Source organism: Brevibacterium siliguriense (assembly GCF_900105315.1).
Lineage (GTDB): Bacteria > Actinomycetota > Actinomycetes > Actinomycetales > Brevibacteriaceae > Brevibacterium > Brevibacterium siliguriense.
This window is the reverse complement of sequence record NZ_LT629766.1, coordinates 1,193,826-1,209,886: the sequence shown is the minus strand read 5'-3', so window position 1 is coordinate 1,209,886 and position 16,061 is coordinate 1,193,826. Positions and strand designations below refer to the sequence as shown.

Annotated in this window: 15 protein-coding genes; 5 read left to right on the top strand and 10 right to left on the bottom strand. The window is 65.1% G+C overall.

All coding sequences use genetic code 11. The features are described 5' to 3' along the window. Nucleotides 1–60 precede the first annotated feature (60 nt). Nucleotides 61–978: a LysR family transcriptional regulator gene (locus tag BLU88_RS05230; protein ID WP_092010799.1), complete on the top strand. Its 918-nt coding sequence runs from the start codon at nucleotides 61–63 to the stop codon at nucleotides 976–978. A 74-nt stretch (nucleotides 979–1,052) separates the two neighbouring features. Here the strand turns inward: BLU88_RS05230 and BLU88_RS05225 are convergent, their stop codons facing one another. Beyond that, the gene (locus BLU88_RS05225; protein ID WP_092010796.1) at nucleotides 1,053–1,796 is read right to left on the bottom strand and encodes a phosphoglyceromutase; all 744 of its coding nucleotides are present in this window, start codon (nucleotides 1,794–1,796) and stop codon (nucleotides 1,053–1,055) included. Nucleotides 1,797–1,953: 157 nt separating this feature from the next. Here BLU88_RS05225 and BLU88_RS05220 point away from each other — a divergent pair, with 157 nt between their 5' ends. Then, on the top strand, nucleotides 1,954–2,997 hold the full coding sequence (locus tag BLU88_RS05220; RefSeq protein ID WP_231939610.1) for a bile acid:sodium symporter family protein: 1,044 nt from the start codon (nucleotides 1,954–1,956) through the stop codon (nucleotides 2,995–2,997). Beyond that, nucleotides 2,994–3,644, top strand: a complete 651-nt coding sequence (locus BLU88_RS18555) for a GNAT family N-acetyltransferase (RefSeq protein WP_231939609.1) — start codon at nucleotides 2,994–2,996, stop codon at nucleotides 3,642–3,644. Before BLU88_RS05220 ends, BLU88_RS18555 begins: the two co-directional genes overlap by 4 nt. A gap of 39 nt (nucleotides 3,645–3,683) precedes the next feature. Here the strand turns inward: BLU88_RS18555 and BLU88_RS05210 are convergent, their stop codons facing one another. The 6 genes from BLU88_RS05210 to BLU88_RS05185 form a co-directional block, all read right to left on the bottom strand. Continuing rightward, on the bottom strand, nucleotides 3,684–4,376 hold the full coding sequence (locus BLU88_RS05210; RefSeq protein ID WP_092010793.1) for a YbjN domain-containing protein: 693 nt from the start codon (nucleotides 4,374–4,376) through the stop codon (nucleotides 3,684–3,686). A gap of 50 nt (nucleotides 4,377–4,426) precedes the next feature. After that, the gene (locus BLU88_RS05205; protein ID WP_231939608.1) at nucleotides 4,427–5,791 is read right to left on the bottom strand and encodes a glycosyltransferase; all 1,365 of its coding nucleotides are present in this window, start codon (nucleotides 5,789–5,791) and stop codon (nucleotides 4,427–4,429) included. Between the two features lie 102 nt (nucleotides 5,792–5,893). Next, nucleotides 5,894–6,703 carry an alpha/beta fold hydrolase gene (locus BLU88_RS05200; protein ID WP_092010790.1) on the bottom strand — a complete coding sequence of 270 codons (810 nt, stop codon included), beginning with the start codon at nucleotides 6,701–6,703 and terminating at the stop codon, nucleotides 5,894–5,896. A 30-nt stretch (nucleotides 6,704–6,733) separates the two neighbouring features. Then, nucleotides 6,734–7,045 (bottom strand): DUF2516 family protein, encoded by a 312-nt coding sequence (locus BLU88_RS05195; protein ID WP_092010787.1) that lies wholly within the window; start codon nucleotides 7,043–7,045, stop codon nucleotides 6,734–6,736. Nucleotides 7,046–7,155: 110 nt separating this feature from the next. Then, nucleotides 7,156–7,572, bottom strand: coding sequence for an AzlD domain-containing protein (locus BLU88_RS18080; protein WP_231939607.1), 417 nt, complete (start codon nucleotides 7,570–7,572; stop codon nucleotides 7,156–7,158). Between the two features lie 73 nt (nucleotides 7,573–7,645). Further along, nucleotides 7,646–8,398 carry an AzlC family ABC transporter permease gene (locus BLU88_RS05185; RefSeq protein ID WP_157688975.1) on the bottom strand — a complete coding sequence of 251 codons (753 nt, stop codon included), beginning with the start codon at nucleotides 8,396–8,398 and terminating at the stop codon, nucleotides 7,646–7,648. Nucleotides 8,399–8,539: 141 nt separating this feature from the next. Between BLU88_RS05185 and BLU88_RS05180 the strand changes: the two genes are divergently transcribed. Further along, complete coding sequence (locus tag BLU88_RS05180; RefSeq protein WP_092010781.1) at nucleotides 8,540–9,157, top strand: helix-turn-helix domain-containing protein; 618 nt, start codon at nucleotides 8,540–8,542, stop codon at nucleotides 9,155–9,157. Nucleotides 9,158–9,181: 24 nt separating this feature from the next. Here BLU88_RS05180 and BLU88_RS05175 read toward each other — a convergent pair whose 3' ends face one another. Further along, complete coding sequence (locus BLU88_RS05175) at nucleotides 9,182–10,330, bottom strand: FUSC family protein (protein WP_092010778.1); 1,149 nt, start codon at nucleotides 10,328–10,330, stop codon at nucleotides 9,182–9,184. Between the two features lie 85 nt (nucleotides 10,331–10,415). Between BLU88_RS05175 and pepN the strand changes: the two genes are divergently transcribed. After that, nucleotides 10,416–13,451 (top strand): aminopeptidase N, encoded by a 3,036-nt coding sequence (gene pepN / locus BLU88_RS05170; protein WP_092010775.1) that lies wholly within the window; start codon nucleotides 10,416–10,418, stop codon nucleotides 13,449–13,451. A gap of 150 nt (nucleotides 13,452–13,601) precedes the next feature. Here the strand turns inward: pepN and BLU88_RS05165 are convergent, their stop codons facing one another. Both BLU88_RS05165 and BLU88_RS05160 read right to left on the bottom strand, forming a co-directional pair. Continuing rightward, entirely contained in the window at nucleotides 13,602–14,690 is a 1,089-nt protein-coding gene (locus BLU88_RS05165) for a C40 family peptidase (RefSeq protein ID WP_092010772.1), read from the bottom strand. A 270-nt stretch (nucleotides 14,691–14,960) separates the two neighbouring features. Next, a complete protein-coding gene (locus tag BLU88_RS05160; protein WP_092010769.1) occupies nucleotides 14,961–16,046 on the bottom strand; it encodes an LLM class flavin-dependent oxidoreductase in 1,086 nt (361 codons plus the stop codon). Nucleotides 16,047–16,061 lie beyond the last annotated feature (15 nt).

The following is a 16,061-nucleotide window of genomic DNA, read 5'->3' as shown; positions in this document are numbered from 1 at the left end:
CCCAGCCACTTCGTCAAATTTCCATTGAAAGTCCGTCCACTGTTTCATTAAGATAATTTGATGATCGATACTGTTGCGCTGCGCACGCTCGTCGCCCTCGATTCGCTCGGCTCCGCCACGGCGACCGCTGATTCCTTGGGGTATACGCCGGCAGCGGTGAGCCATCAGCTGCAGAAGCTCTCGCGCTACCTCGGCGCACCCGTTACCGAGCGGACGGGCCGCGGCATTGCCCTGACCCCGCTGGGGCGGGAGCTCAGCCGACGCGGGGCCGGGCTGCTGGAGGAGCTGGAGAGCCTGGAGAGCGCAGCCCGAGCTCAGTCGGGTGAGCCGCGAGGGCGGATCACGGTCGGCGGGTTCTCGACGGGGATCCGCGGACTGCTCGTACCCTCGCTGCCGCGGCTGGCCGCCTCGGCGCCGGAGCTGACCGTGTCGAACTTCGAGGAGGAGCCGGACGAACTCATCGAAATGGTCACGGCCGGCAGGATCGATGCCTCGCTCGTCTTCGGCTGGGACTCGTCCTCGCTGCACCTGCCCGCGACGCTGATCTCGGAGCGGATCACCGTGGATAGGGCCGATATCGTCATGCACCGTGATCATCGTCTGGCCGCCTGCACCGAGGTGACCCGCAGCGATCTGCTCGGTGAGATGTTCGTATCGGCTCCGCGCAATGCCGTGTGCCATCGCTGGCTGACGGCGCTGTTCGAGGAGCTGGGCAGCAGGCCGCGGATCGACTACTGGGCCATCGAGTATGACACGCAGATCGAGTTCGTCCGTGCCGTCGGGGCGTTGGCGCTGGTGCCGAGGCTGGGTAGGCCGCATCTTCCCGGCGACGTGATGGCGGTGCCGCTGGATGATCCGAGCATTGCCCGCACGATCTCATTGGTGTGGCGGAAATCGATGTCGGCCTCCCCTGCGATCGCCTTTCTGCTCGAGGAGATGAAGGCGATCGCCGGGAAGGCCGACACGATCAGCGCATGAGTCCGAGCCGAGGCTGCGCATCCTGGCCCGGACGGATCCCGCCCACCCCCTGCGGGGATGTGACGGGCCGAGGCTCAGCGTCCCTGGTTGGCGACTTGGCCGATGGCCGCCGCGGCCGCCTCGGCGTCGAGGTAGGTTCCGCCGGGAGTGACCGGGGTGAATTCCTCGGTGAGTTCGTAGTGCAGCGGAATGCCGGTGGGGATGTTCAGTCCCGTGATGTCGGCGTCGGAGATTCCGTCGAGGTGCTTGACCAGTGCGCGCAGCGAGTTGCCGTGGGCCGCCACGAGCACGGTCTTGCCGACGGTGAGTTCGGGCACGAGGGTGTCGTACCAGTAGGGCAGGAGGCGGTCGATGACGTCGGCGAGGCATTCGGTGCGGGGCAGCGCGTCGCCGAGGTTGGCGTATCGGGCTTCACCGGCCTGCGAGAATTCCGAGCTGTCGGCCAGGGCCGGCGGAGGGGTGTCGAAGGAGCGGCGCCAGGTCATGAACTGCTCTTCGCCGAACTCGTCGCGGATCTCCTTCTTATTCTTGCCCTGAAGCGCACCGTAGTGGCGCTCGTTGAGGCGCCAGCTGCGGTGGACGTCGAGCCAGGACAGGTCAGCGGCCTCGAGTGCGATGTTCGCGGTCAGGATCGCACGCTTGAGTCGCGAGGTATAGACGGCATCGGGGATGAGGTTCTTCTCGCGCAGGAGCTCGCCGGCACGCTTGCCTTCGGCACGGCCTTTGTCCGTCAGGGTCACGTCGACCCATCCGGTGAACAGATTCTTCTGGTTCCATTCGCTCTCGCCGTGGCGAAGCAGGATGAGGTTATACGTCATGGCTCCATTTTGACACGACCGCTCAGGCGGGGTCGGCAGCGTCCGCTCAGTCGGGTTCTCCCACGACCGCAAGCACCTCCGGCCCTCTCAGGAAACCGTGGTCTCAATTTCTGGGCATGCGTCTCGAATGACAATACGCACGGAGTAGCCTGGACCCATGTCACACACGCCAGCACAACAGGCCGCCGGAAGCACTGCCGCTCCCTCTGCCGACCGCAGTTCGATCATCGCCGTCACCGCCCTGCCGATCCTCGTCGTCATCGCGGGAGTGCTCGGGTTCCTGCTCCCCGATGCCTTCACGCCTCTGGCCCCATCGATCACATGGGCACTCGGCGTAGTCATGTTCTTCATGGGTCTGACCCTGACACTGCCCGACTTCGCCCGCATCGCGAAGCGGCCGTGGATTGCGGTCCTCGGTGTCGTCACTCAATTCGTGGCGATGCCGCTGCTCGGCCTCCTCGTCGTGACCGTCTACTCGCTTCCGACCGAGATCGCCGTCGGCGTCATCCTCGTCGGCTGCGCGCCCGGCGGCACTGCGTCGAATGTTGTGACCTATCTGGCCAAGGGCGACACGGCGCTGTCGGTGTCGATCACGACCCTGTCGACGCTGCTCGCTCCGGTGCTCACCCCGCTTCTGACACTGTGGCTGGCGGGCTCGTACATGGATGTGCCGTTCTGGTCGATGTTCGTCTCGATCTGCCAGACCGTACTCGTGCCGGTCATCGTCGGTGTCGTCATCCGCGTGTTCGCGTCGAAGTTCGTCGACGTGATCGCTCCGGTGCTGCCGTGGCTGGCCTCGATCGCCATCGCCTATATCGTCGCGATCGTCGTGGCCGGCTCCGCGAGTTCGATCGCCACAGCCGGTGTGCTCGTGCTTTTGGCCGTCGTCACGCACAATCTGCTCGGGATCGGCGTCGGCTACGGTGTGGCCGCGGCCTGCCGTCTCGACACACCGACGCGACGCGCGCTGTCATTCGAGGTCGGACTCCAGAACTCCGGTCTCGCCTCGACCCTCGCCACCACGTACTTCTCGCCGCTGGCGGCACTGCCCGGAGCGGTCTTCAGCGTGTGGCACAATGTCTCCGGCGCAGTACTGGCCTCCCTCTTCGCACGCCGCCCCTACGGCAAGCCGCCGATCGAAGACTCCGGTCTTGAATCCGCAGCCGCCGGTGCGGCATCTGCTGTGACCGCGAACCGGTGACCACCGAGGCGGCCCCGGGCGCGGGGCACTCGGGCAGAGGCTTCGACGGCTTCTCACCTGAGTCCCTGGACCTGGCATGTCGGAAGTTCGTCATCCGTCGAGCCACCGAGGCCGATGTGCCGGCCCTCGTTGCGTTGTTGGGCGATGATGTGCTCGGGGCCACTCGTGAGTCCGGCACCGAGGAGGCAGATGTCTATGCGCGTGCCTTCTCACTCATCGACGCCGATCCGAATCAGCTCCTCGTCGCCGTCACCGAAATCGCGGACCAAGCTGAGTTCGCCGAGCGGACCGAACCTATGGGCCAGGCAGAACCTCCGGGCCAGACCGAACCTGCCGTTGAGACCGAGACTGCGGATCAGAACCACGACGGTTCGACCGTCGTCGGGACCCTCCAGCTGAGTCTGCTGCCCAGCTTGTCTCGCCGCGGCGCTCTCCGTCTGCAGATCGAAGCGGTGCGAATCGGTGCTTCGGCTCAGGGCATCGGGCTCGGCACAGCGGTCTTCGAATGGGCGCACGAGTGCGGACGCCGCTTCGGAGCCCGACTCGCGCAGCTCACAACAGATAAGTCGCGCACCGATGCACAGCGCTTCTATGACCGGCTCGGTTATGTCGCCAGCCATGAGGGAATGAAGCTGCCGCTCGATTGAGCCCGTCTCGCGCTCACTTATACCGAGCAGTCGCCGCACTCATAAGCGCAGGCACTGGCCCTGATCGTCCGTGGAGTCCTTCGACGCGCTCTGCCCGGCCGATTCGCCCGTCGGCCCTGGCGCGGCGCCCGTCTCCCCGGCGGGCTCCTCCGCCTGAGCAGCACCTTCGCTCTCCCGATCGGCCGTGACCGCGGGAGATTCGGAATCGGCGTCGCCGAAGGTGCCGAGGTATTCGTTGTCGTCTCCGCTGAGCACCTTCTCGAAGGCGGCGAGATTACGCGTCGACTCACCCCGGCCGACCCTCCATGCCCACTCCTTCTTCATCCCGGTGAGGAATCCGATGAGAAGGAGTTCGTTGAACGAGGAATCCGCCGTGGCGAGCATCGCCCCGAGCAGTCCGTCGAGTTCATCGAGCAGGTGTTCACGGGGCACGCTCGCCCGCAGATACACATCGCCGAGGCTGTCGATCGCAAACGCCACCGGCCCCGGTTTGAGGTTCTTCTGCAGCAGCCACCGATTGAACTCGGCCGAGTTCTCGTCAGGGTGGCGGATGACGAAAGCCTGCAGGTGAGCGGTGCGAGCGAAGACGCTGATCGCCACGTTCGTCTTGAGCTTCTTCTCCCCCGGCAGGGTGACGACGATCTCCTCGTCCTCGATCGAATCCACGGGAACGTCGTTGACTTCGGCCCAGGTGCGCACTCCGGCCAGGATCGCCTCGGTGTCGGTGCTCATGGTCTCACGCCTTTCGCTCGGCTCTCGTGCTCACCGCCGACTCTAGTCGTTCAGCATGCTCCGAGCGGCTCCGTCGGCCGTGACTCAGCGTCGGAGGTCGCGGGCAGAGCGTCGAGGACGGCCGCGACGGTCTTACCCCAGTCGAAGCGCTCGGCACGGTCGACGGCATGGCCGGCGAGTTCAGCCCGCAGCTCCGTGTCGATGAGCAGGGTTTCGATAGCCGTCGCCCAGTGGTGCGGGTTGTGATCGGCGATGAGCAGCCCCGAATGTCCGTGTTCGACGATCTCCGGGAGTCCTCCCACCGCCGAGGCGATCACCGGCAGGCCTGATGCGGCCGCTTCGGCAGCCACGAGCCCGAAGGATTCGCTGCGGGAGGGAACGATGAGCACATCCGCGGCCCGGTAGAAGTCGACGAGGATGTGGGAGGGCACGGGCGGGCGGATCTCCACGCTGGGTTCGTTCACAATCGCCGCGGTCAGCTCCTGCAGGAAGGCCGAGGACGGTCGAACCGCTCCCCCTCCTGGTTCGACGCCTGTCCCCGAGGCGGCGCCGAGGAGGATTCCGCGAGTCCGGGATGCCAGGTGCGGGTTGCGTTCTCGCAGTTCGGCCAGGGCATCGACAGCGACATCCGTTCCTTTGATGAACTGCATGCGCCCGACGTAGAGGACGATCGCCTCGTTCGCGGCGAATCCCAGACGGTCTCGCGCCTCCGACTGTGAGTCCGGTGCGTAGAGCGCATGGTCGACACCCGGCCGGGCGACGACGACCGAGTCGGGATCGGCGTGGAGCTCGGTCACGAGATCGCGGCGTTCGGCAGGGGTGGCGGCGACGAGCAGGTCGGCCTGCGCGGCGATGCGCTCCTCGGCTTCGAGCCGCTGGGGACGTTCGTGGCTGGTGTCCGAATCACGGTTCTTCACGGCCCCGATCGTGTGCATGCTCACCGCGGTCGGCGTCCGCGGTGGTCGGTCTTCGCCGACCGCGGAAGCGGACTCGGTGCAGATGCCGACGGCGATGTCACGAGCACGGAGGGCCACCTCGGCGGATATCCAATAGTGGGTCCAGATGAGATCGGCTGCGCGGAAGTCGGGTTGGGCAGTGAGCAGCTCGGCGAGTTCGTCGATCGCGTCGGCGAGTTCATCCTTCGTCGTGGCACCGACCGGCAGGTGGTGGAGGGTGATGCATTCGGTGATCTCGAGCCTCGAGCCCGAGTCGCCGGTGTCCTCAACTCCGCCTGCACCGTCGAGGCCTCCCGCCCCGTCGAGCCCGCCGGGATCGGCGGTGAACACGTCGACGCGGTGCCCAGCCGCGGCAAGTGCGCGCACGGATTGGTCGACGTAGACGTTCATTCCTCCGGCGTCGCCCTGGCCGGGTTGGGCGACGGGCGAGGTGTGGAGGGAGAGGACAGAGATGCGCACGGAGACAGTCTAGCCAACGACCTCTGCCGGGTGACCAGCCGAAGCCAGGGCCTGATCGAAGCCAGTGCCTGATCGAAGCCGGTGCCCCGCCGAAGCCAGCACCTAATCGAAAAACTCGCCGAGGATGCGCCGCACTTCGTGTCGTCCGCGCCACAGAATCGATCCGGCGGGCAGCACCTCGAGGCGGGAGGTCGGAATCGCTTGGTGGATATCCTCGGCGATGGTGACCGGGTGCGCCGGGTCATCTTCGTGAGTGAGGACGAGAACCTCACCCGCGAAGGAGCGCAGGTTCTCGGCGGCTGCGTCGCTGTCCGCGACGGCGATTTCGAGGGCGAGCCCGAGCCCGTCGGACATGTCCGTGCGGACGAGGTTCTCGGCCTTCGCCTTCGTCCAGGCTCGCGCGGGAAGCATCTGGGCCACCTCCGCCGGTTCGCGCGAGAGCATGAGTTCGACGATGCCGTCGATGTCCTCATCGGCGACGAGGCGGCGCAGTCGCTCCAGGTAGGAGCGGTTGGCGGCGGCCACCTCGGCGGGGAATCCGGTGAAGGAGGCGGGGAGGACGAGGGCGACCTTGTCGAGACCGCGGGTCACGGGGTGGGCGATGCTCAGCAGGTGGAGGAGTCCTCCGGCGGACATCGAGACGCCCAGCGCTCGGCTCGCCGAGGTGGTGCTCACGGCATCGGCGAGCACCTCGGCGATCTGCGGGTAGGTCCATCCAGGGCCTGGTGAGGGTCGACCGCCGTGGCCAGGCAGGTGGAGGAAGTGGCGGGTTCCGGTGATGCCGGTGCCGAAGGGGCGCGTGTCACGGATCGCGCCGGCGAAACCGTGGCCGAAGAGAGTGTGCGGGTCGCCGGTTCCGAACGTGGCGATGAAGCCGGATTCGGGGCCCGGCAGGTTGAGGTCTGTGCTCATTCGGTGAGTGTGATCAGCCTGTGCGCGGCGTCAGCGGTTGCGGTAGCGCGGGTCGACGGCACGGACCTTCGGGCGCACATCGGTGAGGTAGACGATGCCGGCGACGAGGGCGATGATGTTGAGGAAGATCATGCTCATGCCCATAGGCGGCAGCGCGATGAGGGCGAGCGCAAGTCCGACGCCGAGGAGGATGACCCAGAACTTCTTGCTCTGCTTGTCAACGGCGCGGTAGTTCTCGTCCTTGAAGCGGAGGCAGTCGATGAACGCCCAGAGCTGGACGACGAATGCGGCCACCGTCAGAGCAAGAAAGACGAGACGCTGAAAACCCGCGATGTATTCCATGGTTCCAGCCTAGCAATCTCGGGCTTTCGGGGCAGTTCCGGCCCGGAGATCCACGGCAATTGCCCACCCGCATCCCACGGCTTTCACAGTGGGTTCAGGCAGCCGCGAGTTCAGAGGATTCCGGTCGTGCGGATGAGTGCGCACACGGCCATGCCGATGACCACGGCCAGCAGCATCGGCACGCGCAGAATCGCGGCGAGAACTCCGGCGCCGACGCCGATGAGGCGGGCCGGATCGGCGATGTCCTTTCCGTCGAAGACCGCGGTCGTCGCGAAGACTGCACCGATGAGCACGACCGTGGCTCGGTCCATCCACATCGTCACGCGTTCGGTCGAGTCGGCCGATTCGGATGTTTCGACGGATTCGGATGACTTGCTTGGCTCGGAAGAGTCGACGGGCCCGGATGATCCACCGGTTCCGGAGGCGTCCCTGGGCTCGGATGATTCCCCGGCCGCGGAAGGATCGGCCCCCACCGAGGCGGTCGCCGGGGTGCGTCGACGTCCCTTCGTGGCGATGGCCGCCCCCACTTTCACCCCGCGAAGCGCATGAGATAGGTGCCGATACTCAGCCCGGCCAGAGCGATGAGGAAGCTGACGGCGCTCATCGGTGCCCCTCCCCTCGAGTTGTGTAGTGCGAATGATCTGTGGCGACAGAGTTGTCAGTGCGTGGCGGGTCGTCACCGAACTGATCGACACCTCCGCTTCCGGCGCTGCGACGACGAATGAATGAGCGCACTGCCCAACCTGCGGCGACGAAGACGAACACGGACAGCGAGGTCACTGCTCCCAGCCCGAGCGGCAGCAGCGGGGTCAGCCCCACGGCGATGAGGATGCCGATGACGGTCAGCGAGAGTGTGACTCGGTTCTTCAGATCCCCGCGGATGAGGCAGAAGAGGATGATCGGGAAGGCAGCATCGAGCCCGAGAAGGTCCGCGTTGATGACATTGCCCAGCCACTGTCCGACCATTGCACCGCCGGGCCACATGATGGCGATCGCGGCTCCCATGAGCAGGAACGCATGCCACTTCGCGCGGGGGTTGTGCCCGGTGCGCGAGATCGCGGTGGATTCGTCGTTGATCCAGTGGGAGGCGATGAGGGCTCGCCAGTCCTGCGGGAAGAAGGGGCCGACTGCAACGCCGAAGGCGAAGTTGCGGGAGTTCACGAGGAGGCCCGCGAGCACCGCGAGGATCGGGGCTCCGCCGGCGGCGATGACGCCGACGAAGGTGAATTCTGCGGCGCCGCCCAGGGCGAACATCGCCAGCAGCAGAGTCTGCCACCAGGCGAAGCCGGAGACTGCGGAGATCGCCCCGTACGACAGTGCGACGGCGATGATCGTGATGGTGACGATGGCCACCGCGCGATAGGTCGAGCCGGGGAGAACCCGTTCGACTCGAGGCTTTCGCTCAGCCGTGCGAAATAATGAACCCATGTTCCATACAGTGCACTCTCGACGATCGTTCGTCAACCCGAACGGTCTTGTCGCTATAGTGAACTCATGACTTCTCGAAGCAACGATGATTCGCTGAACGACTCGAAAGGCGATTCCGACCCTGCTCCCAGTTCCACACTCTCGCCGAGTCAGCAGATCGCTGCGGCGCTGAAACGCGAACGGCTGCGCGCCGGGCTCTCTTTGTCCGAGGTCGCCAGGCGGGCCGGGATCGGCAAGTCGACGATGTCCGGGCTCGAGACCGGAAGCGGCAATCCGAGCCTCGAGACGATGTGGGCTCTGGCCGCTGCACTCGACATCCCTCTCGCCCGGCTGCTCGACCCGCCCCCGCACGAGGTGGCGCTGCAGCATGTCGGCGATATGCCGAGCCTGCCGTCGACGACGGCGAACTATGTGGCGACTCTGCTCTCACCGTCGCCGACGAACGCCCGACGCGACGTCTACTTCATCCAGGCCGAACCGGGAGAGCCGCGAGAGTCACAGCCGCACCCTCAGGGCACGATCGAACATGTCATCCTCGGCCGCGGTGCCGCACGCATCGAGGTGCTCGGGAAGTCCTACGACCTGGGAGTCGGCGACTACCTCACCCATCCGGGAGATCAGCCCCATCGCTTCACGGCTCTGGCGCCGGGCACAAATGCCGTCTTCGTCGTCGAAAGCAGCTGACTGCCCTCGCTGCCGGTTCTATAGCTATTCGACGACGGGACCGCCGTCGCCATCGGCGTCCTCGGCCAGCGGCGGGAGTCGCGATTGGGCTTCCGCACGCGTCAGACCCGCGGCCTGCAGCAAGTCGACGGCGACTGTCCGCAGGAGCAGAACCATCGACTCGTCGTGGATGTCCCAATCGGGTTTCGCCCGCGGATCCAACGTGCCCGCTGCCTCGGACAGGGCCGCCTCGGCGAGGGACCGATCGGTACCGCGGCGCAGGGCGATCTCGAGCTTCTTCGCACCATCGGCCAAGGATCCGACGTAATCGGCGATGACGGGTTTGCCGACGCCGAGCTCGGTGATGCCCACGACACGGCGGGCGATGACCCGCATGGTCCGCATCGCTCGATCGGAGAAAGTGTGGGCGCGGGACAGTCGGGTGACCTCGGCGGCATGTCGGCGGGCGCGCGCATTGATCTTCGCAGCTTCGCGGGAGATCCGCAGCGATGAGCCCCAGGAGTCGATGATGTCCTGGGTCTCGCGGGCACGTTCGAGAGCTCGGCCGGCCATCGTCTCATCGGCCTCGCGCAGGGCCCGTTTCATCATCCTGAGGACGATGTCGACTTCCTGAAGCATGTCCGCGGCCAGACGCCTCGGAACTTTTCGGGCGTCGCGCGGGATCAGCAGGGCCAGAAGAATCGCGCAGACGGAACCGGTCAGAGCGTCGAGAGTGCGCGGGAACGGCATGGTGGTGGCGCTGGCCGGGACCACGACGACATAGACGGATTGGACGGCGATCTGCGTGATGAAGATGCCGCCGGAATTGAGGATCGTGCCGATGACCAGGCCGATGATCAGGGTCAGGGCGAGCTGCCAGATGCCGGAGCCATAGAGGTTGACGAGTATCTCGCCCACGAGCACCCCGAAAGTCGCGCCGATGCCGATTTCCAGTGCCCGGCGCAGGCGACGGTCCACGACGGGGCCGATGCCGACGGCAGAGGCGACCGCGGCGAGGAACGGATAGGGGTGATCGAGGACGTAGACGCAGAAAGCGTAGGCGGCGGTCGCGGCGATGGGGATCTGGATCAGCTGGCCGGAGTTCACCCACACACGTTTGAGTCCCAAGCGCAGACGGTGGGCGACGACATGGAACCCCCGCCGAGGCAGTTCGCTGATCCGAGTCTCCGCCATCAGTCCCCTCTGCCGTTCGCTGGTGCTGTACTCAGAATACCGGAAATGTGGCATGCTAAAGTCTGTCCGCCGAGGAGGCTATTGAATGACAACGAATCTCACCCGAAGCGAAGCGCAGAGTCGAACACAGCTGCTCGAGGTCGATTCCTATTCAGTCCATATCGACATCAGCAACGCCGAAACCGATGCCGACACCTATCTTTCTCGCACCGTCGTCGACTTCTCCGCCCGCTTCGTCGATTCGACATTCATCGACCTGATCGCCGACTCCGTGTCATCCGTACTGATCAACGGCGAGAGCCTCTCCCCCGCTGAGGTGTTCGACGGAGCCCGCGTCACGTTCCCCGTCCGCGCTGGCCGCAATTCGCTGACGATCGAGGCGCAGGCGCGCTATTCCACCTCGGGTGAGGGGCTGCACCGATTCACGGATCCGGCCGATGGCAAGACCTACCTCTATACGCAGTACGAACCCACCGATGCCAGACGCGTATTCGCCAATTTCGACCAGCCCGACCTCAAAGCTGAGTTCATCTTCACGGTCACCGCGCCCGCGCACTTCCAGGTCCTGTCGAACCGGGCCGAGGCGAGGACGGAGCCGGTGAACGGTTCGGCAGGGGCTGCCTCGGCGATCGGATCCGATGTCGCGACGTCGGCGGAATCCGAATCGGCGGGCGCGGTCACCCACTATTTCGAACCGACGCTCAAGCAGTCGAGCTACATCACCTGCATCACCGCGGGCCCCTATGAGGGGGCGACTGATGAATGGACGGACCCGCGCACCGGGCAGACCGTGCAGCTGGGCGCATGGACGCGAGCGAGCCTCGTCGATCATCTCGATGCGGACGATATCTTCGGCGTGACGAAGTCCGGTCTCGACTTCTTCACCTCCGAGTTCGACTACCCCTACCCGTGGGGCAAGTACGATCAGATCTTCGTTCCCGAGTACAACCTCGGAGCGATGGAGAACCCCGGTCTGGTCACGTTCACGGACAACCTGATCTTCCGCGACAAGGTCACAGACGCGAACTACGAGTCACGCGCCAATGTCATCCTCCACGAGATGGCGCATATGTGGTTCGGCGACCTCGTCACGATGAAGTGGTGGGACGACCTGTGGCTCAAGGAGTCCTTCGCCGATTTCATGGGCGGGCTCGCGCTGGCCGAGGCGACGCGGTTCACCGATGGCTGGGTGACGTTCGCGCTGCGTCGCAAGGCGTGGGCGTACACTCAGGATCTGTATCCGACGACGCACCCGATCGTCGCCGACATCCCCGATGTCGAGGCCGCGAAGCTCAACTTCGACGGCATCACCTATGCCAAGGGCGCGTCCGTGCTCAAGCAGCTCGTCGCGTTCGTCGGTCGGGAGGCGTTCTTCGCCGGTTCGCGGCTGTACTTCAGACGGTTCGAGTATGGGAACACCGAGCTCGCGGACTTCCTCGAATGCCTCGCCGAGGCGGCTCCCGACCGGGACATCGCGAACTGGGCGGCCGCATGGCTGGGCACCTCCGGAGTCTCGGAGCTGTCGCTGCAGTTGACCACCTCGGATGGGTCGTCTGGGGCCGCGGCGGGATCAGCTGGGGCTTCGGAGGGTTCGAGCGTCGCCGCGCAGAGCGGAGGACGCGGGAGACTCGTCACCTCGAGCTCGGGCGCGAGGCTGCGTAGCCCGGATGCTGTCGACGACAGCGCGGACGGTGCGACCGGAGCCGCGCACGAGTCCGGGTCCGGGGTGAGCGACAGTGTTGAGCCGCCTCGGCGACGGTCCGGCTCGGAGAAGATCACGGGTGCCACGATCACTCAGGCCGATTCGGCAGAGGGCACGGCCCTTCTGCGCCCGCATACGATCGAGATCGCCACACTCGGACGGTCGGGACGAGAGATCGTCCCCCTCGATTCCTTCCGGTTCGAGTTCTCGACCGAGTCAACCGATGTCGAGCAGCTCATCGGTCGGAATGCCGGCGTGATCACTCTGCTCAATTTCAACGATCTGGACTATGCGCGGGTGCGCCTCGACCCGGAGTCGATAGAGGCGGCGGTCACCTCGGCGTCCCGAATTGCGGATCCGCTATCGCGAGCTCTGGTGTGGTCGGCGTTGGACAACGCGGTGCGCGATGGGCTCATGCCGGTGCAGAAGTACCTCACCGCTTATGCGCGAAGCTTGGGCAAGGAGAGCCATGCCGGGATCATGGCGGGGCTCAGTCAGACCGCTCTGACCTGCATCGATCAGTGGGTGGCGGACCGGAATTTCGATGCCGCGATCATGGGGCTGTTGGGAGCGGCGTTGGATGCGCTGGCTGCCGCGAAGGCCGGATCGGATGCGCAGCTGCATCTGGCCAATCTGGTGTTGGCACTGACCTCGCGGACGGCGCGGTGCGCGGCCGGCAGTTCCGCGGTGGCTATGGGGCGCGGGTTCGCCAGTCAGATCCTGGCAGTGCCGGTCGGCGAGGAGATCGACCGGATGTATGCCGGCGCTCCTGGTCAATCGAGCAAGGGTGATTCGACACGGCACTCTGGTTCAGCTGGGCACTCGGCAGAGGCTTCCGGTGGTGCCCGTGCGGGTCGAGGTGCCGATCATTCGACTGCGACGCTGCCGTTCCGCGGCCTCATCAACGATCATGCACTGAGGTGGAATGCGCTGACGGCGCTCGTATGCCTCGGGTGGGCGGATCAGACCGATATCGCGCGGGAGAACCATTCGGATCCCAGCTCGTCGGGTCGGCTTCACGCCGAGACGGCCAGTGCCGCACTGCCCCTGCCGATCGTCAAGATCCGTGCGTGGGAGGCGATCCGCGAGGCGGGTGCGCTGAGCAACGATGTGCTGTCGGCGATCATCGCCGGGTTCATCGCGCCGAGTGCGATGCCGCTCATCGAGGAGTATGTCGATGAGTACTTCGATGGTCTGCTCGGGTTCTGGATGGACAATTCGATTGAGATCGCCCGGCGTCTGGTGCTCGGTCTCTATCCCCGGTGGTCCGTCGACGAGGATGCCGTGGTCGAGAAGACCGACGCTTGGTTGGCGGCCAACGTCGAGGCGCCCGCGGCCCTACGTCGGCTGGTCATCGAACGTCGCGATGATCTGGCTCGAGCCATCTTCCTGAAGTCGACTCAGAGTTCGCGGCACTGATCGTCGGTCGCCTCGGTGGAAAGGGCTTCCCGGCGGTCGCCTCGGCGAGCGAGCCTCGGCGATAACCTTCTGAAATCACTGATGGCCGGGCCCTCTTCGGGGCACCGGCCATCAGTGCGTCAGCTGGTCGTCGTTCCGACTTGATCCAGGTCAGAGGATTCGGCGGGCTCCGGAGAATTCGTTTCCGGTATCCCACTTCTTCCAGTCGGTGACGTAGACGTCCTTCGACGCGTTCGGCGAGTGGATCATCTTACCGTCGCCGACGTACATGCCGACGTGGTGGACCGTTCCCGAGCTGGTCGAGAAGAACAACAGGTCACCGGACTTGAGGTTCGACGAGGAAACTGCCTTGCCGACCTTCGCCTGTTCGCCCGAGTCGCGGGGCAGGTCGATGCCGTGTGCCTTGAAGATCGAGTAGGTGAATCCGGAGCAGTCGAACCCGTAGGCGGAGACTCCGGCCCACAGATAACGCAGGCCTTCGAACTGCTTTGCGGTCTTCACGAGGTCTTTGCCGCTGGGCTTCTCGGGTTTGTCGCCGACATCGTAGACATCCACATCGTCAATGTCGATCCAGGCGGCGCCGCCACCGGGGAGTGCCACGCGGACGTCGTCGACGTCCTGTGCGATGAGCGGAAGGTCGACGTTGAAGCTGACGTCAGCACCGGTGTCCTTGGTGAATTCGATGCCTTCGAGTTCACTCTTGGGCTTCGTGACCACTGCGCGGGGCTGGTCCTCGCGGAGCTTTTCGAAGCGATCGTTCTCAACAAGCTGCTTCTTCGGCATCCAGCCCGGGTAGCCCTTCTGGTTCTTCGGGGTCCGCTGGTCGGTCACTGCGACCTTGGCCCAGCTGCCCTTGATGTCGAGGACGGAGACTTCCGAACCGTAGGTCGCCTGAGTCTCGGTCTTGCCAGTCAGTCCGCGGCGCACTTCGGTGGATTCGAGGTTCTTGTTCCACTTCTCGAGGTCGACGGGGTGCTGGAGCCCAGGCTTATCGACCTTGCGCGGTGCCTTCGGGTCGGTCCACAGCGTCGCTACCGTGACATCGACGTAGGCATTCTCGCCCTTTTCGATCTTGCCGTCGGTGATTCGTTCGAGTTCTTGGCCGGGAACGACATCAGCTGAGATGCCGGACGTCTTTGCGGCGTCGGTCGAGGACAGATTGCTCGACAGTGCGGGAGCACCGGCGCCGAAAACCAGTCCGACCCCAAGTGCTGCCGAAACAGCAATTTTGGTACGCATTATTTCTCTTTCGGTCTGCGGGCCGCAGGCCCGCGCGGGGGAAGTCTCCGAAGGTGCGCAAGCGCATTCGGCGTACAGATTTCGATTCCCGCTCGCCAACTCCGAAAGGAGTGACCACGCAAGCAACGAGGTTCTGCACGGTGTCGATTCTACTGGCTGTCACACGACTGTCAGCATTCATGACACTGTGACAGGATAACGCGGACTGGTCGTGGATTGAAGCCCACTTGCTCGAATCGATGCTGAGCTGAGACTTCGAAACAGCTCGAGTCAGCCGTTGGCTCCATCAAGGAACTCGGCGGCAAGCAGCTCGATCGTCTGGATCCGGCCCGGGTCTTCGCGCACGTCCTCGCCTTCCATGGAGCCGGCGATCGGCTGGATCATGATCTCGTCGACGTCGAACCGTTCGGCTAGCCCTTCGAGCTGAGCGGCGGCGGATTTGGGGTCACCGATGATCCAGTTGCCGGAGAGCTCTTCCCCGACCATTCGCTCTTGGTCGGTCATCACCGACCGGACGTCATCACCGGCCAAGTGCAGTTTCTCCATCGGCCCGCCGGTGCGCATTCGGGCCATCTGCAGCATGAAGGGTTCCGAGCGCAGCTGTGCCTGCTCCTCGGTGGGGGCGACGACAACGTTGGCCGTGACGAAGGTCTGCGGTTTGTCTCCGTAGGCGCCCGGCGAGAAGTTGTCACGGTAGATCTTCATTCCGGTGGTGGCACCGGACGCGAAGTGGTTGGCAAAGACATAGGGCATACCGAGTTCAGCCGCCAGCCGCGCCGAGTACCCGGATGATCCGAGCAGCCAAGGCAAGGGCTGCGTTCCCGGTGCCGCGGCGGGAGTCGCTTTGAGCACGTGTTCGCGCCCGCCGTGGAGCGGAACTCGCATCCCTTCAGGCCGCATGAGACTGAGAGTGTCGATCACGTGCTGGGGGAACTGTTCAACGGGATCAATGGCACGTCCTTCGCGGTCGACCATCCGTCCCTCCCCGAGGTGGCCCCGCATCGCTGCCGAGGTGATCGGGTCCGTCCCCGGCGCGCGCCCGATTCCCAGATCGATGCGGTCGCCATAGACCGCCGACAGGAGGGCGAAGAGTTCGGCGACTGCCAGCGGCGCGTGGTTGGGAAGCATGACTCCCCCGGAACCCAGGCGGATCTGCTGCGTTCCCTGGCCGAGGTGCATGAGCTCCGGCCCAGGCATCGTCGAGGCGATCGAGGGCATGTTGTGGTGCTCGGCCACCCAATAGCGGGTGAATCCGAGCTTGTCGGCAGTATCGATGATCTGCTTCGAGGCGGCGAAGGAGTCTGCTGTAGTCTGTCCTGTGCGGACAGGGACGAGGTCGAGGATCGAAAGCTTCATACCGAGGCAACAGCA